Raw genomic sequence first — 22,810 nt, 5'->3', positions numbered from 1 at the left:
AATAACAATTTTATTTAACATTAAAAAAACTAACTTAATATGTTTAAGACTAAAGATGCTTGGATGAATTTCTTTTATTCATTCGGTGCTGCAATTGTAATTCTTGGAGCTTGGCTTAAAATTACTCACATTACCTTGGGACCAATTAATGGTAATATCGCTCTTACAGTGGGACTTATTACGGAGGCTATTATCTTTATCATTTTCGCATTCGACCCTCCAAAATCAGAAGAATCTTATGCATGGGAAAATGTTTATCCTGAATTATTAGATAAGCATGCAAACCCAAACCCTTTACATTCTAATGTATCATCTAAAAATAATGCTCAGCATTTGGCAGAATTAGAAAATTCTCTTTCCAATAAATTAGACAAAATGCTTCAGGATGCAAAACTGGATGTTCAGTTGTTTGACAGATTAAGAACTGGTATCGACAAGTTCTCTAACTCTGTAGACCAGATCAACCAGACCGTTGACGTATCTGCTTCTACTCATAAATATAATGATCAGCTTAACAAAGCGGCTCAGCATATGGAAAGTATGAATGCTTTATACACAATGCAGCTTGAAAGCGGTAAGAGACAATCTGAATTTGCTAACAAATATGTAGCTGATATGCAGAAATCTGCAGAGCAGTCTGAAAAATTCAATCAAGAGTTACAAGGTTTAACAACTAATCTTAACAGCTTAAATAGAGTTTATGGTGGTATGCTTACTGCTATGAAGTCTTAATTCCTAACCATTTCTAAAATTTAACTACTTAATCAAAAACAAAAGAAAAGAGAATGGCACAAGGAAAACAGACCCCTCGTCAGAAGATGATCAACCTAATGTATTTGGTGTTCATCGCGATGATGGCCCTAAATATTGATGCAGAAATCATCAGATCATATTATGACTCTACCAGAGCATTGAATGAAACAAGAACTTTAACAGAAAATAAGAACGAAAAGATCTTCGAAAAAACGCTTGAGGCTAAAGCGTTGCAAGTACCAGATACTTATGCACAGCCTTGGGGACAGTATAAAGTTTTAAAAGGCAAAATTGATGTTTTGGTTGCTTCGGCACAAGGAATCAAAGATGCTTTAAAAAAGACTTCAGATTTTCATGATAAAGATCCAAAAACCGGAAAAGAAATTGATGTAAGCGAAAATTTTGCTGCGCTGAATAACAATGAAGCGACTACAGAATATTTCTTTAAAGAAGGAGAAGAAAATACGCCTTCAAAAGGAGCTTTAGATTTAAAAGCAAAAATTGACGACGTAAGAAATTATATCAATGCAACTTTTGGAAACAATGCACAGCTGAAAGACTTAGTAGACAGAGCTAATAAATCTTTGATCGCTGAATATCCAAAAGGAAAATCTCCGAATGACAAGACTTGGTTTCAGAATAAATTCTATCACCAGCCGTTGATCGCTGCCATCTCTAATTTAGAGATCATCCAGAATGATGCGAGAAACGTACAGTCTGATGCATTGGCATTATTACTTCAGGAGAAAGTGGATGCAAGTATCAAATTCTCAAGTTACGAGCCTATCGTTTCAGGTCCGGTGGATATCCAGGCAGGAAAACAGGCTGAAGTAAAAGTAATGTTAGGTACTTATTCTACAAGTAACAAGATTGCGATCTCAGGGGTAAGCAGAGTAGAGAACGGAAAAGGGATTACCTCTATTTCTGGTTCTGGTATCGGCGAGCACAAACTGGGAGGAACAATTACTTTAACGGATGCTTCGGGAAAACCTCAGAGTTTCCCATGGACGCACACGTATAACGTAATCGCAGGACCAAGAGAAGTAAAACTTGAAAAAGGATTATTACTTTCTGCAGATAAAATGAATGTAATGTATAGAGGACTTGAGAACCCTGTTTCAGGATCAATCTTAGGGGCTGACAATTCGAGACTTTCACTTTCTGCTCCGGGTGCATCTGTAAAAAATACAGGTCCAGGAAAATGGAGTGTGAAACCTAGTTCAGGTAATACAGTTAAACTGACATTATCAGGAATAGATCCTTACGGAAAATCTGTATCACAGGTATTTGAGTATAGAATTAAGAATGTACCACCACCGCAAGGTCAGATTAGAGGACAGAGTATGGTATCTATGCCGGCTACGTCTATCCAAAATCAAACGGTACAGGCAGCAATTCCTGACTTTGACTTCCCGGTTTCATTTACTGTAACTCAGTTTATGGTAAGAATACCAGGTAGAGCAGCACTATTAGTTCACGGAAGTTCATTAAGTGATGCTGCTGGATTAGTGAAGAATCTTAGATCCGGAGATGTAGTTTCCATCTTTGATATTAAAGTTACTGCACAAGGTCTGGACGGTCAGGTTATTAAAAACATTACTCCTATAATCATTAATATTCCATAGGACTAAAATTGTAATTTATTATGAAAAAATATATTAGCACCCTTTTAGTATTAGTTTCGGGATTCGCTTTATCCCAGACTATTCTGAACGCAGCTTCTCCGGAAGAGTTCAGACAGATGAGAGAGGAAAACAAACAAAAAGTTGGTGATACTATTATTGATAAAACAGTAAAGCCTCTTGAATATGGTTTTGTAGAAGATAAAGATATCCTTAAGAGTATGTTTGTTTGGGAGATCATTGATATGAATGATAAGATCAACCAGCCTTTCTACTATGACAATCCTGATGGGCTTCTTGCTACACCTACAAGATCTCTGTACCAGTTATTATTGGATGCGGCGTTAAGCGGAAAGATTGAGCAGGTTTATGATGATGAAAACTTTACGGTGAAATTGACGCCGGAAGGTATCCAGAAGAGACTGGAAAAAGTAATCATCAATGATGCTGCTATTGATATCCTAAACTCTGGAAGACAATTAACAGATCAGGAGAAAAAAGAATATACCGACGTTTTCAAGACTACTACTGATAAAGTAAAAGTTCTTAAAATCATGGGTATGTGGTTTATCGATAAGAGAGACGGACAGATGAAATACAGACCTCTTGGTATTGCAGCAATGGGACCAGATCCAGCTGTACAAGGAGTTATTGGACCAGATGGTAAGCCGATTGCAAGTAATGACGAGCTTATCGACCTATTCTGGATATTCTATCCGAATGCAAGAGACGTGTTGGCCAACAACTTTGTGTACAACAGAAAAAATTCTTCTGCTGACCTGTCTTTCGATGATATCATCAATGCAAGAAGATTCTCTTCAATTATTTACAAATCGTCAAGCGGTTTAGGTGACGGTGCCATCAAGGACTATATCCCTAAAGATGCTGACGAACAGTTAGCTGAAAGCGAAAGAATCAAAAGTCAGATCCTTAACATGGAAAATGATATGTGGAATTACTAAGATTTCACTTGATATTTATACAAAACCTGAGTACTTTTACTCAGGTTTTTTTTATTATGAAACATATAGACTATATCATCGTTGGAGACGGATATGCGGGGTTGTTTTTCGCTCATCAGTTAATAAAGCATAACAAACCTTTTGTCCTGTTCTCAGAAGGCAGAAAAAGTGCTTCTCAGGTTTCTGCTGGAATTATCAATCCTGTAGTCCTTAAAAAATTCACGACTTTCTGGAAAGCTCAGGAGCAAATTGACTTTCTTAAAAATACCTTGACTGAGATAGAATCCTACACCGGGAAAAATTATCTCATCAATTCACCGATTCACAGAATTTTTCACGATGAGAATGAACAGAACCTGTGGGTGAAAAAATCCAAAAATGAAGAACTTTCCAGCTTTCTTGATGAAAAATTCGATCATTTAGAGGTGGTAAAAAACGATTTTAACACTGGAAAGGTCAATCAGTCTGCCAGACTGAAAGTAAGTGGGTTTTTCATGGATTTATTTGATTTTTTAGAAAAAAAAGCATTTTTGGTCAAAGAAAAATTCGATTATGGAAAAGTAGAAGCTTCTGAAGGAATTTACAAAGACTTTCAGTTTAAAAATATCATATTCTGTGAAGGTATGGGCGTGAAAGAAAATCCTTTCTTTTCAGATATTGCAGTAGTTCCGAATAAGGGACATCATATCAAAGTAAAACTTTCAGAAGCTATTCCTAAAGATATCACCATTAAAAAGAAACATTTCCTGTTCCCGACAGATAACGGACTCCATTTCTATGGCGGAACCTATGACAGAGAACAATTGCATCATCATGTGGACGAATCTGCCGTAGCACAGCTCGTGAACGGACTGTCTGAAATTTATCCACATGATTTTGAAGTGGAAGAAGTGAATTTCGGTTTCAGACCCACTGTGAAAGACAGAAGACCGATTATCGGGAGACATGAATCATTTAAAAACCTCTATGTATTCAATGGTCTTGGAGCAAGAGGAATCCTAAATGGCTGCTATTTTTCTCATAGTCTGTATCAGTTTATTGAAGAAAATATCCCGTTGCATGAGGAAGTTTCAAGTGACAGATTTAAGCCAGAGGCTAAAAGCTAGAAGCCATCAGCTAAAAAAATTAAACTATGAATGAAAACATCCTTGGCATCATAGCCGGAGTCCTTACCTCTATCTCCATGATCCCCCAACTGATCAAGGTGATCAAAGAGAAGAATGTGGATGATATTTCCCTGGTCATGTTGCTGGTCCTTATTTCAGGACTTTCGCTGTGGGTATGGTACGGTTTTATGAAAGATGAAATGCCCATCATCCTGTCAAATGCATTTGCTGTTTTGGTCAATATAAGTTTGCTGGTAAGTTATATGATCTACAAAAAATCTTAAGAAATCTGAGTTTTTGGGTAAAGGTTTCGAGTTCCGGGTTCCGGGTTTGAGCGTTTCACAATTGCGGGACACTTATTTCGGGTCTTCTAATATCAGAAATTTCATGTCTAAACAAAAATTCATCTTTCTCTTTCTCGCATCCCGGAACTGGCATCTAACCCGTACCTGTCATTTTGAATTCAGACCAAGAAACGAAAAAGGTGGTTGAGAAATTCTCAGCCACCTTTTTTATATCGTAAAAATTTAATTCAATTAAGGCTGAAGAACAAATTTAGCCAAAGGAGCCATTCTTGCCTTGTTCAAGGTCAGCGTATTTCCATTGACAGAATAATTATCCGCAGCAAGCAAAGCTTTTGTGAATAGCTGTTCCGTTTCAAGATCATCACAGGCCATCATCGTAGACATTCCTTGGTTGAATTTGATTCTCATCATATCAGGCTTGATCTCGAAAGTACCTCCAACGCCATTACAGCCGCCGTTACCTTCATATCTCATGCCTTCCGTATTGAGTTTGAAGTAAGGATTGTTTTTAGGATTCTTAAGCTTAATAGGTTGTCCGTTCAGTTCCGTAAGTTTCCATGTTTTTCCCATGATATCTGTTGACGTTTTCTGTGCTGGCGGTGTCTTACATGCCGTAAGAAATACCAGTAAAAAAAGAGCAGATAAAAAGTAATACAAGTTTTTCATAGTTTATTATTTTGTGTGAGTTTGGGTAATGTATCTTAAGGCTTTCAGATTAATAGGAAGCCATCTTTGTAGATCCTGACCCTTTGATATCACGCTTGGCATGAAACAGAACCATATCTACATTTTTTTTCAGTAAAGTAATATTCCCTTTGATATCGGAATACTGATATTCTTCATTACTTGCAGTATATTCGGGAAGAGCATCGCTTTTCTTAAGATCATACGTTTTACCTTCCAGATGAACTGTTGCTGTGTTTTTTGTGTGGTTGACGGTGACTTCAATTTTTTCCCCGTAACTGTCTGTGAAAACGTCTTTGGAGATTTCATCCTTGTTTTCAGGTACCGCCTCAGTAAGTGCTTCCGCTTCCTTACCCGGATGCTTACACGCTGTTGAGGAAAGAACTGCCAGCCCCATAAGAACCGATGTGAATAATTTTTTCATAGTGATAAGTGATTTGAATAGGTGTCATGAATAGTGATATTAATACTATATAAATTTACGAATATTTTTAATAAATATATGTTAATTTTACATAAATTAATCTGATATTTCTATTTGTTAAGCTTTACGCTTCCTTTACAGTATTGTTTTTATAAATGATAAAAATAAGTCTGTTCAATAAAGATTTGCTAAGCTGATTACCGTAGGAATGCTGATTTAAACAGCCGGTAGTAAGAATAAAAAAGTACAGTTTTTTTTCACGTTATTGGTGTTGTTTTAATTTGCTGCAAAAGTATTAAAAATTCTATTACGCTGATACACAGTAAAAAATGATTTAAATCATACGCGTGAGACCTTATTTTTTTGAGAGATAATAAAAAAAGAGAACTGAAAAATTTCAGCTCTCTGTAAGGATCAGATAATATCTTTATGCAAGCTTAAGGCCTGGCAAAGGATATTCTGTTTTTCATAATTAAAGTTTTCATGGTTATAGTGGTTGTTAGTTTTAAAAATAAGTCATAAAAAATAAGCGCTCCAATCACAAATCACATAAAAGCTTAAAAATAAAACACTTTCATTAAATTAAGTAACTGCCTCAGATTGTTAATTTATTATTTATAATTTTTCATAAATATACAAATTATTATTAATAATATTAATTAAATTTTTGATTTTTAATAATATTTAATGTTTGATTTGCGTTTTAAGTTATTTTAACCATTTTTGAATGTTATTTTTTCTGTTTTAAATTATATTTTGTGTGTAAAATTTAGCATAAAAACCAATTACTTGTTATTTATATCTATAATTGTTAAAATTGAAAGAAGATTAGCAATGATTCATACTTAAAAACGCATGGTTTCTCTATTCAGCTTATTTAAAGGAGAGTTAAATTTTGTTAATCTATTATGAGGGTATGCATTTCTAAGTGTACATTTGCCACTTCAAAATGAGAAACGTATTAGTATATTTTTTGACAGGTCTTTTTCTGCTCTTCGTAGTAGAAAGCAGACTCGATGTCAAAACACTTCGAAATGACTATTCCGGTCATGTTTCTCATCATTTGCCCAAAAAAGCCAACCGCCTGAACCAGACTTTTGAAAAACTGTCGGTGCAGCAGATGGCAGACAATATTGATAATTCCACCCTTGAGCTTGCTGAAGATGATTTTCAGTTATCTGATACCATTCAGATGATTGCTGTATTTGCCGGTGTATTCAGTCTTGTCTATATTTTTGGTCTTCGTTCTTCTAAAAGTAGAAAGCCTGATATCAATGGTTTTCTTTCGCTGTATTCCAATGTTAAAACATTCATTCTGATCCGTTCTATCAGAATCTAAAAAATCATTTTTCGTGATCCGTTTTCTGTCCCAATTCCGGGCGGGAGATCTACTGCGTTGTCTATGCCGGTAATAATTATGGCGCAGGAATCCTAATTACCGTTTTATTTCCATTCAAAACATTAACGATTTATATTAAACTCTAGAATTATGATCAAAAGAGTTGCCTCAGGCATTGCGATAAGCACCCTTTTATTGACTGTTGGCTGCAGTCAGAAGAAAGAAGAAAAAGAAGAAGCCACAGTATATCCCGTCACCAGCCCTGTAAAAATGGACACAGTGATCAACAAAGAATACGTAGCACAAATCCAATCTGTGAAAAACATTGAAGTTCGTGCACAGGAAAAAGGATTTCTTGAAAAAATTTATGTAGACGAAGGTCAATATGTACAGGCGGGACAAACCCTGTTCAGAATTATGCCTCAGCTGTACCAGGCTGAATTATTAAAAGCCAAAGCAGAAGTAGAGCAGGCGACTATAGAGCTGAAAAATGCCAGCACATTGGCTAGTAACAACATTGTTTCTAAAAACGAAAGAGCAATGGCTAAAGCTAAATTGGATGCTGCCAATGCTGAAATGAAACTGGCTCAGATCCATTTATCTTTTACAGATATTAAAGCTCCGTTTTCAGGAGTGATCAACAGGATTCCTTTAAAATTAGGAAGCCTTGTAGACGAAGGAGATTTACTAACTTCTTTATCAGACAATACCAACGTTTATAGTTATTTTAACGTTTCAGAGCCGGAATATTTAACCTATCAGACCCACGCTGCCGACAGAGGAAGCAAGGAGGTGTCTTTGATTATGGCTAATGGAGAAATGCTTCCTCAGAAAGGAGAAATCCAGACCATAGAAGGAGAATTCGACAATGAAACAGGAAATATTGCCTTCAGAGCAAAATTCCCGAACCCGGATAAACTCCTTAGAAACGGGGAAACCGGAAAAGTACAGATGACGATGCCTGTGCATAATGCGCTTATCATTCCACAGAAAGCGACCTATGAAATTCAGGATCAGAAATATGTATTCATCATCGATAAAAATGGAAAAGCAAAATCCAGAAACATAAAAATAGCTTACGAACTGCCGGATCTTTATGTGGTAGGTTCAGGGCTTGCCGAGGGAGATAAAATCCTTTTAGAAGGTGTACAGAAGGTAAAAGATGACCAGAAAATACAGTCCAAATTCCAGGATCCTAAAAAAGTTCTTCAGTCATTGAAACTAAAAGCAGAGTAGTCTACTCGTAAAACGAAGCAGTATGTTTAAGAAATTCATCCGCAGACCTGTTCTGTCTATTGTGATCTCACTGATCATCGTATTTATGGGAGTGCTGTCGCTGGTAAAACTTCCAGTGACCCAGTTTCCCTCCATTTCACCACCTAAAGTAAATATCACCGCAGAATATCCGGGAGCCAACAACGAACTATTGATTAAATCCGTAGTTATTCCCCTCGAAAGAGGTCTGAACGGTGTTCCGGGTATGAAATATATGACGTCCGATGCCGGTAACGACGGGGAAGCATCCATTCAGATCGTATTTGATCTTGGAACAGACCCCAATGTAGCCGCAGTAAACGTTCAAAACCGTGTATCTTCCGTGGTCAACAAACTACCACCGTTGGTAGTGCGTGAAGGGGTTAAAATTACCCGTGAAGAACCCAACATGTTGATGTACATTAACCTGTACAGTGACGATCCTAAAGCTGACCAGAAATTCCTTTTCAACTATGCTGATATCAACGTGATGTCCGAATTGAGAAGGGTAAGTGGAGTAGGTTTCGCAGATATCCTCGGAACCCGGGAATATGCAATGCGTATCTGGCTTAAACCGGACAGACTTACCGCTTACAATATTTCCGCAGACGAAGTAATGGAATCCCTGAACCAGCAGAGTTTGGAAGCCTCTCCGGGTAAAACAGGAGAAAGTTCAGGAAAGCGTTCTCAGTCATTTGAATATATTCTGAAATATTCCGGACGTTTCAACAATGAAAAAGATTACGGAAATATTATCCTCAAAGCAAAATCGGGTGGAGAATTTGTAAGATTAAAAGATGTAGCAGATATAGAATTCGGTTCGTCCATGTATGATATCTATTCTACACTGAACGGAAAACCTTCTGCAGCGATTACGGTAAAACAGTCTTACGGTTCCAATGCAAGTGATGTTATCAAAAATGTGAAAACTTTGATGAAAGATCTTGAGAAAAATAACTTCCCGAAAGGAATGCATTATGACATCAGTTATGACGTTTCAAGATTCCTGGATGCATCCATGGAAAAGGTTATTCATACCTTATTTGAAGCCTTTATTCTGGTGGCAATCGTGGTATTCCTGTTCCTGGGAGATTGGCGTTCGACTTTAATTCCGGCGCTGGCGGTTCCCGTTTCATTGGTTGGAACATTTGCAGTCATGTCCGCATTTGGAATTACGTTAAACATGATCTCGCTCTTTGCACTGGTAATGGCCATCGGGGTCGTCGTCGATGATGCGATTGTGGTGATTGAAGCCGTTCATGCAAAGATGGAAGAAAAAGGACTTTCTCCTTTAAAAGCTACGGAAGAGGCGATGCATGAGATCAGTGGAGCGATTATCGCGATCACTTTGGTAATGGCATCCGTATTCATTCCGATTGCATTTATGTCAGGTCCGGTTGGGGTATTTTACCGTCAGTTCTCCATTACGATGGCTTCAGCGATCATCCTTTCTGGGGTTGTAGCTTTGACACTGACTCCGGCTTTATGTGCTTTGATCTTAAGAAATCACCACGGAAAAGCTAAAAAGAAAACACCGATCACTATTTTCTTAGATAAATTCAACAATTTATTTACGAAAGGAGCCGGAAGATATGAGAAAATGCTTAACAAAACAGTTAAGAAAAAATCTATTACACTTCCTTTATTACTGGCATTCTGTGCCTGTACATTCTTCTTAAGCAACTCACTTCCTTCAGGATTTATTCCGGCGGAAGATCAGGGAATGATTTATGCCATTATCCAGACGCCTCCGGGATCTACGCTGGAAAGAACGAATCAGATTGCGAAAGAATTATTAAGAGAATCTGAAGATATCGATGGCGTACAATCGGTTTCTTCACTGGCAGGTTATGAAATCCTGACGGAAGGTACGGGATCCAATTCAGGAACCTGTCTGATCAACCTTAAAAGTTGGGAAGAACGTAAAGAATCTGCTGCAGAAATTATTGAAAAGCTCGAGGAAAAAGCCAAAAATATTCCTGGTGCTAATATAGAATTCTTCCAGCCACCTTCCATACCAGGATATGGTGCCGCAGGAGGTTTCGAGCTTCGTTTGCTGGATAAAGCTGGAAGTGGAGATTACCATAAAATGGAGCAGGTAAGTAATGATTTTGTTAAAGAATTGAAGAAGCGCCCTGAACTTGGTTCTGCATTTACCTTCTATTCTGCAAGTTTTCCTCAGTATATGCTGAAGGTGGATAATGATCTTGCCGAGCAGAAAGGAGTAACGATACAAAGCGCGATGGATAACCTTTCTACATTGATCGGTTCCAACTATGAGACCAGTTTCATCCGTTTCGATAGACCTTATAAAGTCATTGTACAGGCTGGTCCGCAATACCGTGCACTGCCTACCGATCTGCTGAAACTCTATGTGAAAAATGATAAAGAACAGATGGTTCCGTATTCAGATTTTATGAAAATGCAAAAAGTATATGGATTGTCAGAAATCACTAGACACAATATGTATAACTCTGCAGAGGTGAGTGGAACTCCGGCGCCGGGATACAGTAGTGGACAAGCTATTAAAGCGATTCAGGAAGTTGCTGATAAAACACTTCCGAGAGGTTTCGGTATCGACTGGGCGGGTATCTCTAAAGATGAGGTGAGCAGAGGAAATGAAGCTGTATTTATTTTCTTAGTCTGTCTTGGATTTGTCTATCTGATCCTTGCAGCGCAGTATGAGAGTTTTATTCTTCCGTTGCCGGTGATTTTATCCCTTCCAACGGGTATTTTCGGAGCATTCTTATGCTTGAAATTATTAGGCCTTGAAAACAACATTTATGCTCAAGTGGCAATGGTTATGTTGATTGGTCTGTTGGGTAAAAATGCCGTATTGATTGTAGAATTTGCCGTTCAGAAGAAAGCGGAAGAAGGAATTCCTGTAGCGCAGGCAGCTATCGAAGGGGCGGCCATCCGTTTCCGTCCGATTCTGATGACTTCATTTGCTTTTATCGCGGGTCTTATTCCGTTGGTAATGGCTACCGGACCGGGAGCTGTAGGAAACCGAACGATTGGTACTGCCGCAGCAGGAGGAATGCTGATAGGAACTATTTTCGGGCTGATGATTATTCCGGGACTGTATTATATTTTCGGAACTATTGCCGAGAAATCGAAACTGGCAAAATATGAAGAAGAGAATCCTTTAACAGAACAAACTGAACCTTATCAACACGATAACAAGCATGAAGATTTATAATAAATATATAGCAGCCATTGCTCTATCGCTTGTACTCACAGGCTGTAGAGCTCCGATGGCCACGGTTATAAAAGATGAAGTAAAAGAAAACCTGCCTCAGAATTTTAATCAGGAAGAGCAGCAGGATGCGAATGCAAACAGTGGAACAACCCCATGGAGACAGTTTTTTACAGACCCCAATCTGGTAAGCTTAATTGAAACTGCTTTAAAAAACAATCAGGAATTACTGATCACGCTTCAGCAAATTGAAATGGCGAAAAGCAGTGTTTTAGCTAAAAAAGGAAAATTGAGCCCAACCGTTTCAGCTGGAATAGGAGCCGGTCTTAAAAAAGCCGGACGTTATACCAGCGAGGGAGCAGGTGATGCCACTACAGAAATAGAACCGGGAAGAGAAATGCCGGACCCGCTTGGGAATTTTGAAGGTGGATTGATGGCGAACTGGGAAATTGATATCTGGAAAAAACTCAGAACTGAGAAGGAATCGGCTGTAGCCCATTATCTTTCTACGGTTGAGGGAAAAAACTTCGTTTTGTCCAGTCTTGTTGAGGAAGTTGCAGATAATTATTATGAATTGCTGGCTCTGGATAATCAACTGGATATTATTCAGCAATATATTAAGCTGCAGGAAAGAGCGTTGGAAATTTCCAAAATTCAAAAGGAGGCCGCCGCCGCTACAGAACTGGCTGTGAAGAAATTTGAAGCAGAACTGGCAAAATCCAAAGCCGCAGAATATACCATCCGCCAGGATATCACGGAGAAAGAAAATGAGATCAATGCACTTCTGGGAAGATATCCGCAACCTATTGTAAGAGCTAAGGAAAGCTTTATGTCTACGATGCCACAGACTGTGTATACGGGAATACCGTCTCAGTTACTGGCTAACCGTCCGGATATCAAACAGGCAGAACTGGAATTGAAAGCTGCTAAACTGGATGTACAGGCTGCAAGAAAGGAATTTTATCCGTCATTGGAGATTTCTGCAACGTTAGGATTGGAAGCTTTTAAGCCTTCTTATCTGGTTAAAATGCCTGAATCCATCGCTTATAATTTAGCAGGAGAATTAGCTGGTCCGCTGATCAATAAAAGTGCGATCAAAGCGAACTTCCAGACTGCAGATGCTAAGCAGATTCAGTCGTTGTACGAGTATGACAAAACAATTTTGCATGCGTATCTGGATGTAGCTAATCTGATGTCAAAGATTAAAAATATAGACCAATATTATCAGATGAAATCCCAGGAAACAAAAGCATTGGATCAGTCGATTGACATTGCTAACCAATTGTTCCGGAATTCAAGAGCAGATTATCTTGAGGTTCTTCTGAATCAGAGAGATGCTCTGGATGCTAAAATGGAGCTAATCGAAGCCAAACAGCAGCAGCTGAGTACCGTTGTAGATATTTACAAAAGTTTAGGCGGTGGCTGGAAATAAGAAATCATAATTCTATCAATATAAACAGTTAATGTTTTGGGCTGATCCTTTCGGGGGTCGGCTCTTTTTATTTTTATGCGACGAGTTCTGTCGTTACAGAGGACTAGCTTTGTCTAATGGAAATAGATAACGAAGTACACACGGAACCTATGGAGTGATATTATTCATATTAAATCTCGTTAATGAGACTTGATTGGGTGTTAAAGAAATGTTAAATTTGCAGCGTTATTTATAAAACTAATATTTAAATACACAAAAGATGAAGATATTCTATTCCGGTGCATTGACCTTATGCACTCTTCTGGGGCTTTCTGCCCAGGAAGTATTGTGGCAGAAAGACATTAAGTCTTCTACACAGAATTTTCTAAGCCAGGTTACCACAACTATTGATCAGCAATATCTTATTTCGGGAAGCTCGATTCATCCTTCGACGAGCTCAGGATCCCGCCAGACGCCAGCAGCTAATAGCCAAAAGCAAAACAATGGCTACGATTTCCATTTAATCAAACTGAACCAACAGGGTGAACAGGTCTGGGAAAAATATTTCTCAGGACAGAATCATGATTATCTGTCAGCTTCTGTAGCTACTCAGGAAGGAGGATTTCTTCTGTCCGGAACCTCTTATTCCGGAAAAGGACTGGATAAAAAAGAAGATTCCAAAGGAGGGTCTGATATCTGGCTGATCAGAATCAATGAATTCGGAGATGAGCTTTGGCAGAAAACATTGGGAAGTTCTTCTGATGAAGAAGCCAGAGCTGTCATTCAAACTATGGATCTTGGATTTTTTGTAGCAGGAAACAGACAAAGTTCCCTTCCCTTCGACTCCGCTCAGGGTAAACTACCTCAGGGAACCAGCGGTTATGGATCAAAAGATGTTTGGATTTCCAGATTGGATAAAAACGGAAAGGTTCTTTCTGAAACTGTTTTAGGAGGAAAAGGTCTGGACGAAGTGGAAAAAATGATTCCTACGAGAGATGGTGGAGCATTATTGGGAATTTACTCGAGGAGTTCCGAGATCCGGGTTTCAGGTTCTACAGATAAGTCGTCTGCAACAACCCCGCATCCCGTATCCCGAACTGCTAAATCTACAGAAAACTTCGGCGAAGGAGATTACTGGATCGTGAAACTTGACAAAACCGGAAAAGTAGAGTGGGAAAAGAACTTTGGAGGAAAAGGTGATGATCATATCAGAACATTGGGTTTAACATCAGCCGGATATGTAATCGGTGGAGAATCCAGATCCGAAAGATCAGGTAATAAAACGGTAGGAATTGAAGAAGGAACTGACCTGTGGTTGATCTCACTTAACGAAAGAGGCGAAGAAATCTGGCAGAAATCTTTCAATTTCAAGAACCGCGATATTTTAATGGGAATGAGTGTCCTTCATTCAGCAGATGACAAATCTTCGAAGGGAATTCTTTTAGGAGGCTATACGCAGGCGGAAGGCCCTTCGACAGGCTCAGGGACCTCCTCCGATGATGAAACCTTCTGGATGCTGTACCTGAATCAGGACGGAAATGAAGAGTGGAGAAAATATGTGAAAGGAGAATCCAGGAAGAAAGAAGAAAGACTTTCAGATATTAAATTAAACAGAGACGGCTCCATCATTCTTGCCGGAACCAGTGCTGAAGAACTAGGAAAAGAGAACTGGAAGATTGTGAAGCTAGGAGATAGCCAGATCAATAAACTCATCGAAAAACAAGACATTAAGATCTATCCGAATCCGGTTTCAGATTATGCTTACGTGGAAATTGGCTTTGACTTTAAAGAAGCGGATCTAATGCTGTATGATATGGGTGGAAGACAGCTGCAGAGCATGAAAACAAAGAATAAAGTGACGAAGATTAATACTCAGAATTTGATTCAGGGGGCTTATCTGGTGACGATAAAGACGGATGGGAATAAAATGGCGAATGCGAAATTGATTAAGAAATAAATTTACTAATAGAATGAGAAAATATATAGCAATATTTATATTAATTTATAACATATTTAATGGTCAAGCATTAAATATCAAATCTCCTCAAAGTTATGAAATGGAACGGTTTGGTAATATTCCTGTTAATTTAAATGCAGGAGGACTTGATTTTAATATTCCGATATTTGAAAAAAGAATATCTTCTGTTGGAGATTTTAAAATGTCCTTAGATTACAATTCGTCAGGATTTATCCCTACGAAGAAATCAAATTATGTTGGACATGACTGGAGTTTAAATTTTGGGGGATTAATATCTAGAAGCATTAATGGTGTTGCTGATGATTCTAATTCAAGTGAAAGCACCCTTGGATCGAAAGGATTCCTTGTTGGTGTGAGGCTGAATCCTAAGTTGAATAGTGATATTTATAATGGTAGTTATAGCAGCTCTTTTAATAAAGATCACATGTCGATTAGTGGATATCAATATGAACTTACTCCAGACAAATTCAATTTTAATTTTTTAGGAAATACAGGATATTTTTACATTGGAAATGATGGAATTCCTGTTGTTGTTTCTCAAAATATGAATTTAAAGATTGATATTTCAAACCTAAGCAATCAGCACAACTATGGATGTACTCCTTCGTTTTCAGAAATAACTATTATAGATGGAAAAGGCAACAAGTATTATTTTGGAGGGCATCATAATAATCTTGAGGTATCATATCAAATGGGTAATTCTAACCAGCCGGCTACTCTTCTTCCGGATGGAAAGGGAATATTTTCTATTACAGGATGGTATTTATATAAAGTAGAATATTCTGATAATCATAAATTAGAGATAGATTATCATCCTTATAGTGATAATTCAACTTCTTTTGAATCTCCTAATTTTGGTAATTTTTGTACTTCTATACCACCTCCCGCACCACAACAAAGTTCATTTGATTTTGTAGAATCTTTATTTAGTTACAATAAATATGTTAACCAGTCAAATTCCAGGTTTAATTATAACATTAATACAAGTATTGGAGGGTATCATGTTTGGGGTGATGGAAGCGGATTTTCTTATCAAGCTCCGTATTTTCAATATACTCTAACTAAGAATGTTTTGCCAAAAAGAATTGTATTGGATGGGAAAGTCCTGATTAGTTTTAATTACAATAACTTTCAATCCAATGATAATGGCTATAAATCTTTAAAAATAAGTTCTATTATAATAGCTGGACAACAAACTTTTTCTTTTGATTATTACAGAAATAAAGATAGATTCTTTTTACAATCATTAAAATTCCCTGATGAAAAACTTTATCTTTTTGATTATTATAACAAAGAAACTTTACCAAAAGAAACTACTTTAGGTATTGACTTTTGGGGATATTGGAATGGAAAGAATGATGATAATAATTTTTTGATTCCAACTTATAGTTTTAACAGAGACACTGGTGATTATGAAATTACGGGAACTACCAGGGATTCGAATCCGAACTTAGTAAGAACTGGACTTTTAAAAAATGTCTTATATCCGACTGGTGGCTCGACTACATTTTATTATGAACCACATAGCTACTCAAGAAAGATAGATAGAGACTTTTCCTCTAATTTTTTACCCTATCTGAAAAACTCCTTGGGAAGAGTAGGAGGCGCAAGAATAAATAAAATAGAAGATTTTGATGGAACTAATACTATTACCAGAGATTTTAAGTATTTAAGAAATTATGGATCCGGTTCTGCAGAGTCCAGCGGTATTTCTAGTCAGGTATTGAGATATATGTATTATGTGGATTATAAAAATCAGGGCGGGGGAAGATCGGTTTCATTGACAGAAACCGCCAATAATATCTCTGAGAATTCGCTTTCCTCTTCTCCTATTAGCTATAGTGAAGTTGCCGAATTAAAGAATAATATTCTTCAGAAAAAATATTTTTTCAGTGACTATTCTACTAATCCCGATTCTCTTATTGAAAGAAATACTTTAGTGCTAACCGATGACATCAAGCCTCTTACATTAATTAAAAATTTCCCTGTAAAATATAATTATAATGATTATCAAAGAGGTAAACTATTAAAGGTTCAGTTATTCAAAGATGATCAGATCATAGAGGAAACAGAAAATAAATATTCATCTTTAAGCACAAATATATTGTTAGAGAACAGTTATATTTCACGTGTTCAACAGTTTGCATCATGGGTTCATTATCAGAAAGAATATGTTTATCCCTATTTATTGAAATCAACAATAACAAAAAACTATTTAGGAGGGAAGACACTGGCAACGACTCATAATTATTTTTACGAAGGTCAACGACATTTCAATCTTAGTAAAGAAGAATATATTTATCCAGATAATACATCCATGAAAACTACCTACCTGTATACTGGGGACCTCTTACACGCAAGTCCAAACCACCCAGTAGCATTTGTTAAGCCTTATGCTTTTCTAGTGAATCTGTTCTCCAAAAGTATTTTTGGAATACCATCAGTAGTTTCTCAGTATAAGAATAATAAGTTTTTAAAGAGAATACAGACTTTATATGAATTCAATTATAGTAATGATTTCTATACGACGCTTCCTAGGAAAACATTAATTTATAACGAAGAGAAAAATGTAGCACATCATCCCAGCATCACATTACCGGATGTAAATTTTGGCATCGTTGAGATGACCTATGACAAATATGATTCATTGGGAAATTTGCAGCAATATACAACAAGAGATGGAACACCGGTAACAATTATCTGGGGCTATAATAGTACAGAGCCTATAGCCAAAATAGAAGGAGCTAAATGGTCAGATATTGATGCTACTCTAATTAATAATATAGTTGCGGCTTCTGATTTAGATGCATTAAAGCCGAGAAAACAGGAAGAAACAGATTTTTTAAACGCATTAAATATATTTAGGAATAATACCTCGCTTAGTAATTATTTAGTTACAACTTATACGTATGATCCTTATATAGGAATGCGAAGTATGACAGATCCTAGTGGAATCATAACGTATTACGAATATGATTCGACTGATAAACTTGAAAAAGTAAAAGATGTCAAACGTGAAATAGTAAAAGAATTCAAATACAATTACAAACAATAAAAACTCAAATTATGAAAAAAACAATATTCATTGCAGGCCTTTTTGCTGCTCAATTTGCTTCAGCACAGTTATATTCATCTGCAGGTGTTGTAAACCCAACATCTACTCCTACATCCAAAAATGTGGGAATCGGGGTTCATGATCCTCATTCCAATTTAGAAGTTGGTGACCAGAATGGAGGTAAGATAACAATTTCTACCGGTGGCTGGAGTGCTTCTTCTGCCAATCCAAAATATCCTACTTTGGAATTCGCAGGATACTTAAATTATCCTAAAGCGAGAATAACTGCTACTGAAGAATCAGGAAATACGAGTGGGTCAAAATTTTCTATTTTACTTCAAGATGATACAAATACTCCAAGCTTAGTCGAAAGATTTTCAATCCTCCAAAATGGAAATATTGGAATGGGGAATACACAGCCAAAGGAAAAATTGGATGTTTCAGGGAATATACTGGTTGGTGGTGGTAGTTCCACTGAGGGAATTAATGCTCTTGCGATACGGTACGAAGATGGATCTTTAAGTAACTGGGGTTCTTTAAGAAGTTCTGCGGCATCCTATATGAGTTTTGGAGTTAAGGCAGATCCCAATACAGCGGATGGCTGGTTGTCTTCCAATGGAACCTTAAATTTTTCTAAGGTGTCAATGATCATGAATGATGACGGGATCCGGTTTTTAAGTTCACCAGCGCAAATCAGAGCATTGAATTCCCCGGTTACAATGAATGAAATCATGAAAATTGCTCCCAATGGAAATGCTCTATTACAAGGTAAATTAGAGGCCAAAGAAATTAAAGTGACCCTGACCCCAACAGCCGATTTCGTATTTGAAGAAAACTATGACCTTCCAAAGCTGGAGGAAGTGGCAAAGCATATTAAAGAGAAAAAACATTTACCGGAAATAGCTTCAGCCAAAGTAATGGAAAAAGAAGGAGTAAATGTTGGTGAATTCCAGATTAAACTCCTGCAAAAGATCGAAGAACTTACTTTGTATGTGATTGAACAAAACAGACAGTTAAAAAATCAGCAGGAAAAAATTCAAAAATTAGAAACAGAAAATACTGATTTAGGAAAAACAGTATTGGATATTAAGCAACTGAAAGAAGAGCTTATTAAGATGAAATCCAGTGTCACCCATTAATTAAAAATTATGTATAAAAAATTATATATAAGCATAGGATTACTATGGGGGATACATCATTATGGGCAGGTAGTTTTAACTTCTACTCCTGTTCCCAATACTGAAGTAGCAGACCCCCAAAGTATACGTATGCTTCCCGGATTCAAATTTAATTCTGTTAACGGAACTTTTCGAGCTTATATTGGAACACCATCTCCAGAAAATACTTATACACCCATCAGCGTTAATTATTCGGCGAATATCTCAAATACTGAAAATTATGTGTATACCAGACAGTATTTAGTCCCTACGGAAGTTTCAGATGGATCGCTGCAACAGATACAGAGTGTTCAGTTTTTTGACGGTCTTGGAAGGCCTAAACAGTCGGTGAGTATTAAATCTACCCCTACCGGGAATGATATGGTAACCCATATTCCTTACGATGGATTTGGACGGCAGGTAGATAGTTGGCTTCCGGTTCCGATGTCATCCCAGAGTGGAAATATTCAGACCGGAGTGGAAGGGGCTGTCAATGCATATTATCAGTCCAACGGGATTAATGATTCCTTTCCTTTCAGCCATAAAAATTTAGAAAACTCTCCGCTTGACAGGATTCTGAGCCAAAAAAATCCAGGTGCCGACTGGCAGAACAAACCTGTTGTTTTCGGCTATGATACCAATACGGCAGGCGAGGTGAAAAAATATACCACAATAGCCACGAATTGGACGGATGGAGTGACTTCTTCCGAATTACTTCTGTCCGGGACCTACGGAGAAGCGCAACTGTATAAAAATACTGTTACGGATGAAGACAACAATAAAACCATAGAATTTAAGAATGGTAAGGGACAGACTCTATTGGTCAGAAAAGTCATCAGTGCTTCAGAAAATGCAGATACCTATTATGTGTACAATGAGTATGATCAGTTGGCAGTTGTGGTTCCACCGTTGGCTTCTGCTTCCACATCCGTATCTGCTTCCGCTCTGGAACATCTGTGTTATCAGTATAAATATGATGGCAGAAGCAGATTGGTAGAAAAGAAACTTCCTGGAAAAGGTTGGGAACAGATGGTATACAACAAAAAAGACCAAATTATCCTATATCGGGACATTGTTCTAAAAAATGGAATCACCAATTTTACCGCTGACCAGTCATGGACTTTTACGAAATACGATCAGTTTGGAAGAGTTACCTACACCGGGATTTCAAGGGACGGTACTCTGAGGCGGAACATCCAGAATTATGTTGATAATCAGGCTGCGAATGTTTCTTACGAAGCCCGTGGAGGCAGTTTTGCCTTGAGTGGAATGAATATAGAGTACGGAAGCGTTTCTTACCCTACGAGTATTGATAAAATTCTTACCGTAAGTTATTATGATACCTATCCACAAGGAGCACCGGCGGTTTCTGCGACCATTTTAGGTCATGAAGTACTGACTCAATCTACCCAGTCCTCGAATGTGAGTACCAAAAGCCTGCCTACAGCTTCTTATGTGAAAAACATTGACAATGACAGTTGGACAAAAGCATATACCTATTATGATAAGAAAGGTAGAGCAATATCCACTTATTCTGTGAATCATCTGGGAGGATATACCAAAACAGAAAGCTTCCTGAAATTTTCGGGGGTGCCGGAATATACGCTTACTGAGCATAAAAGAGCTGCAGATGCCACTAAAGTCAACCTCAAAGAAACTTTTGAGTACGATCATCAGGAAAGGCTGGTAAGACATTGGAATGAAGTAAATGGTGGAGTGAAGGAACTTCTTGCTGAAAATCTATACAATGATCTAGGACAGGTACAGACCAAAAAGGTAGGAAATACAACAGGCAGTCCTCTCCAAAGTGTCAAATATGCATACAATATCAGAGGATGGCTCACGAAACTTAATGAACCTTCCAATCTGCAGAATAAACTCTTTGCTTACGAGCTGAGGTACAGCAAACCGGACAGCCAGTTTTCAGGTTCTGCAAGGTACAACGGAAATATCTCACAGATGTCATGGATTACCCAAAGCGATGCTGTGCTCAGAAATTACTCCTATGAATATGATGGCCTTAACCGTCTTAAAGAAGGACGTTTCTGGGATGCCATGAATTTAGACAGAGGAGAATACCATGAGCAGCTTACCTATGACCTGAACGGGAATATTAAATCCCTGCTCAGGAGAGGAAGACAGCTTCCCGGCTATACGGCTCCTGAAGTGATGGATGATCTGGAATACCACTATGAAAATGGTGAACAGAGTAATAAGTTAGCCTATCTTAAAGAAGTGGGAACAGGTAATGCCTTAAGCGGCTATCCGCTTTCATCAGGAAGCACCGGAAGTGCGATCAGCTATGACCTGAACGGAAATATGATACTTCAGCAGGATAAAGGGATCTCTATTCAATATAATTATTTAAATTTACCGGGAAAGGTTACCCAGAATACCAAAGTAACAGATTACACCTATAAGGCAGATGGCGTAAAAGTAAGAAAGATCTTTGGTACAGACACCACAGATTATTTAGACGGTTTCCAGTATGAAAACGGCATATTAAAATTCTTCCCTACCGCAGAGGGTTATTTTAATTTTGAAACCGGGAAGTATGTGTATAATTATACGGATCATCTTGGAAATACACGTTTGAGCTACTTTAAAAATGGTTCAGGAGCAGAGATCATTGAAGAGAGTAATTATTATCCTTTTGGATTAAAGCATGAAGGATATAATGTGTTGTCAGGGAATCCTGCATATAAATACAAATACAATGGAAAGGAACTTCAGGAGAGTGGGATGTATGATTATGGGGCGAGATTCTATATGCCGGATTTAGGAAGATGGGGTGTCGTAGACCCATTGGCGGAGAAATATTTCAATATATCTCCCTTCAATTATACAGCTAATAACCCTATTCTTTATATAGATCCTGATGGAATGCAACTGGATTTAAGTGATATTATGAAGAAAGGCAATGAAGAGCAATACAAAGCATTTGTTTTTTTTGCTAAAACAAAAGAAGGTCAAGCTTTTTTATCAAAATACATGGAGAAAGGACAGACCATTACTTATGGTGGGAAAACTATTTTTGAAGCAAAATCAAATGGTGAGTATCACAATAAAGGCATAGATTTATCATATGGGGTTAAAACAGACTCATCTGTAGGAGGTTCCACGACAGGTAAAATTAAGGGAGATGAAAAGAATGTCTCAATCTTGATTTCGAACAAAGCATATGGTGATTCCGGTAGTCAGTTTTTTAATACCTTGAGACAAATAGTTCACGAATCTTTTGTTCATGCTGATTTGGAAGCTAATGATCTTCAAGATGATGGTTACCTTAATTCAAGCAGTATTTCAAAAGAATACAGAAAATATGACACTAGGGAATCTCAACATGGACAACATTATTATATCCAGAATGAGTATTTAAAAGATCCTACAAACAGTAAAGTAAATACATACACTAAGGAAGGAATGCAAATTCTCAAGCAAGCTAACGAAGCTCTAAAATTAAAGTTAGGTAATACTCAGATAAAAACCGAAATGTGGAATTTTAGAGGATCTATGATAAAAGTAGATAAAAGTGGGAACCTAAAACATAAAGATCAATAATTG

Annotated in this window: 15 protein-coding genes; 13 read left to right on the top strand and 2 right to left on the bottom strand. The window is 37.5% G+C overall.

Annotated features, from left to right (window positions below):
- The first annotated feature begins 39 nt into the window (after positions 1 to 39).
- The 5 genes from porL to N0B48_RS05025 are packed head-to-tail and all read left to right on the top strand — an operon-like array spanning position 40 to position 4,727.
- Positions 40 to 732 (top strand): type IX secretion system motor protein PorL/GldL, encoded by a 693-nt coding sequence (porL, locus tag N0B48_RS05045; RefSeq protein WP_259837199.1) that lies wholly within the window; start codon positions 40 to 42, stop codon positions 730 to 732.
- Between the two features lie 53 nt (positions 733 to 785).
- Entirely contained in the window at positions 786 to 2,378 is a 1,593-nt protein-coding gene (porM, locus tag N0B48_RS05040) for a type IX secretion system motor protein PorM/GldM (RefSeq protein ID WP_259837198.1), read from the top strand.
- A gap of 20 nt (positions 2,379 to 2,398) precedes the next feature.
- A complete protein-coding gene (gene porN / locus N0B48_RS05035) occupies positions 2,399 to 3,337 on the top strand; it encodes a type IX secretion system ring subunit PorN/GldN (RefSeq protein ID WP_259837197.1) in 939 nt (312 codons plus the stop codon).
- A 56-nt stretch (positions 3,338 to 3,393) separates the two neighbouring features.
- Positions 3,394 to 4,443, top strand: a complete 1,050-nt coding sequence (locus N0B48_RS05030; RefSeq protein WP_259837186.1) for an NAD(P)/FAD-dependent oxidoreductase — start codon at positions 3,394 to 3,396, stop codon at positions 4,441 to 4,443.
- Between the two features lie 26 nt (positions 4,444 to 4,469).
- The gene (locus N0B48_RS05025) at positions 4,470 to 4,727 is read left to right on the top strand and encodes a SemiSWEET transporter (protein WP_259837184.1); all 258 of its coding nucleotides are present in this window, start codon (positions 4,470 to 4,472) and stop codon (positions 4,725 to 4,727) included.
- Positions 4,728 to 4,979: 252 nt separating this feature from the next.
- On the opposite strand, the gene N0B48_RS05020 is transcribed toward N0B48_RS05025, so the two are convergent.
- Positions 4,980 to 5,414 (bottom strand): META domain-containing protein, encoded by a 435-nt coding sequence (locus tag N0B48_RS05020; protein ID WP_259837182.1) that lies wholly within the window; start codon positions 5,412 to 5,414, stop codon positions 4,980 to 4,982.
- 49 nt (positions 5,415 to 5,463) lie between these two features.
- Positions 5,464 to 5,856, bottom strand: coding sequence for a hypothetical protein (locus N0B48_RS05015; protein WP_259837180.1), 393 nt, complete (start codon positions 5,854 to 5,856; stop codon positions 5,464 to 5,466).
- 949 nt (positions 5,857 to 6,805) lie between these two features.
- Here N0B48_RS05015 and N0B48_RS05010 point away from each other — a divergent pair.
- The 8 genes from N0B48_RS05010 to N0B48_RS04975 all read left to right on the top strand — a co-directional run bounded on the left by N0B48_RS05010 (position 6,806) and on the right by N0B48_RS04975 (position 22,807).
- Positions 6,806 to 7,195 carry a hypothetical protein gene (locus tag N0B48_RS05010; RefSeq protein WP_259837178.1) on the top strand — a complete coding sequence of 130 codons (390 nt, stop codon included), beginning with the start codon at positions 6,806 to 6,808 and terminating at the stop codon, positions 7,193 to 7,195.
- 150 nt (positions 7,196 to 7,345) lie between these two features.
- Positions 7,346 to 8,431 carry an efflux RND transporter periplasmic adaptor subunit gene (locus N0B48_RS05005; RefSeq protein WP_259837175.1) on the top strand — a complete coding sequence of 362 codons (1,086 nt, stop codon included), beginning with the start codon at positions 7,346 to 7,348 and terminating at the stop codon, positions 8,429 to 8,431.
- Between the two features lie 22 nt (positions 8,432 to 8,453).
- Positions 8,454 to 11,648 carry an efflux RND transporter permease subunit gene (locus N0B48_RS05000; RefSeq protein ID WP_259837173.1) on the top strand — a complete coding sequence of 1,065 codons (3,195 nt, stop codon included), beginning with the start codon at positions 8,454 to 8,456 and terminating at the stop codon, positions 11,646 to 11,648.
- Positions 11,635 to 13,077, top strand: a complete 1,443-nt coding sequence (locus tag N0B48_RS04995; RefSeq protein WP_259837171.1) for a TolC family protein — start codon at positions 11,635 to 11,637, stop codon at positions 13,075 to 13,077. The genes N0B48_RS05000 and N0B48_RS04995 overlap by 14 nt, the downstream gene beginning before the upstream one ends.
- A 259-nt stretch (positions 13,078 to 13,336) precedes the next feature.
- A complete protein-coding gene (locus N0B48_RS04990) occupies positions 13,337 to 15,013 on the top strand; it encodes a T9SS type A sorting domain-containing protein (protein ID WP_259837170.1) in 1,677 nt (558 codons plus the stop codon).
- 13 nt (positions 15,014 to 15,026) lie between these two features.
- The gene (locus tag N0B48_RS04985; RefSeq protein ID WP_259837167.1) at positions 15,027 to 18,089 is read left to right on the top strand and encodes a hypothetical protein; all 3,063 of its coding nucleotides are present in this window, start codon (positions 15,027 to 15,029) and stop codon (positions 18,087 to 18,089) included.
- A gap of 11 nt (positions 18,090 to 18,100) precedes the next feature.
- Entirely contained in the window at positions 18,101 to 19,228 is a 1,128-nt protein-coding gene (locus N0B48_RS04980) for a hypothetical protein (protein ID WP_259837165.1), read from the top strand.
- Positions 19,229 to 19,237: 9 nt separating this feature from the next.
- Positions 19,238 to 22,807 (top strand): DUF6443 domain-containing protein, encoded by a 3,570-nt coding sequence (locus tag N0B48_RS04975; protein WP_259837162.1) that lies wholly within the window; start codon positions 19,238 to 19,240, stop codon positions 22,805 to 22,807.
- Positions 22,808 to 22,810: the final 3 nt, after the last annotated feature.

Source organism: Chryseobacterium herbae (genome assembly GCF_025154075.1).
Taxonomy (GTDB): domain Bacteria; phylum Bacteroidota; class Bacteroidia; order Flavobacteriales; family Weeksellaceae; genus Chryseobacterium; species Chryseobacterium herbae.
This window is presented reverse-complemented; position numbering and strand designations above follow the sequence as displayed.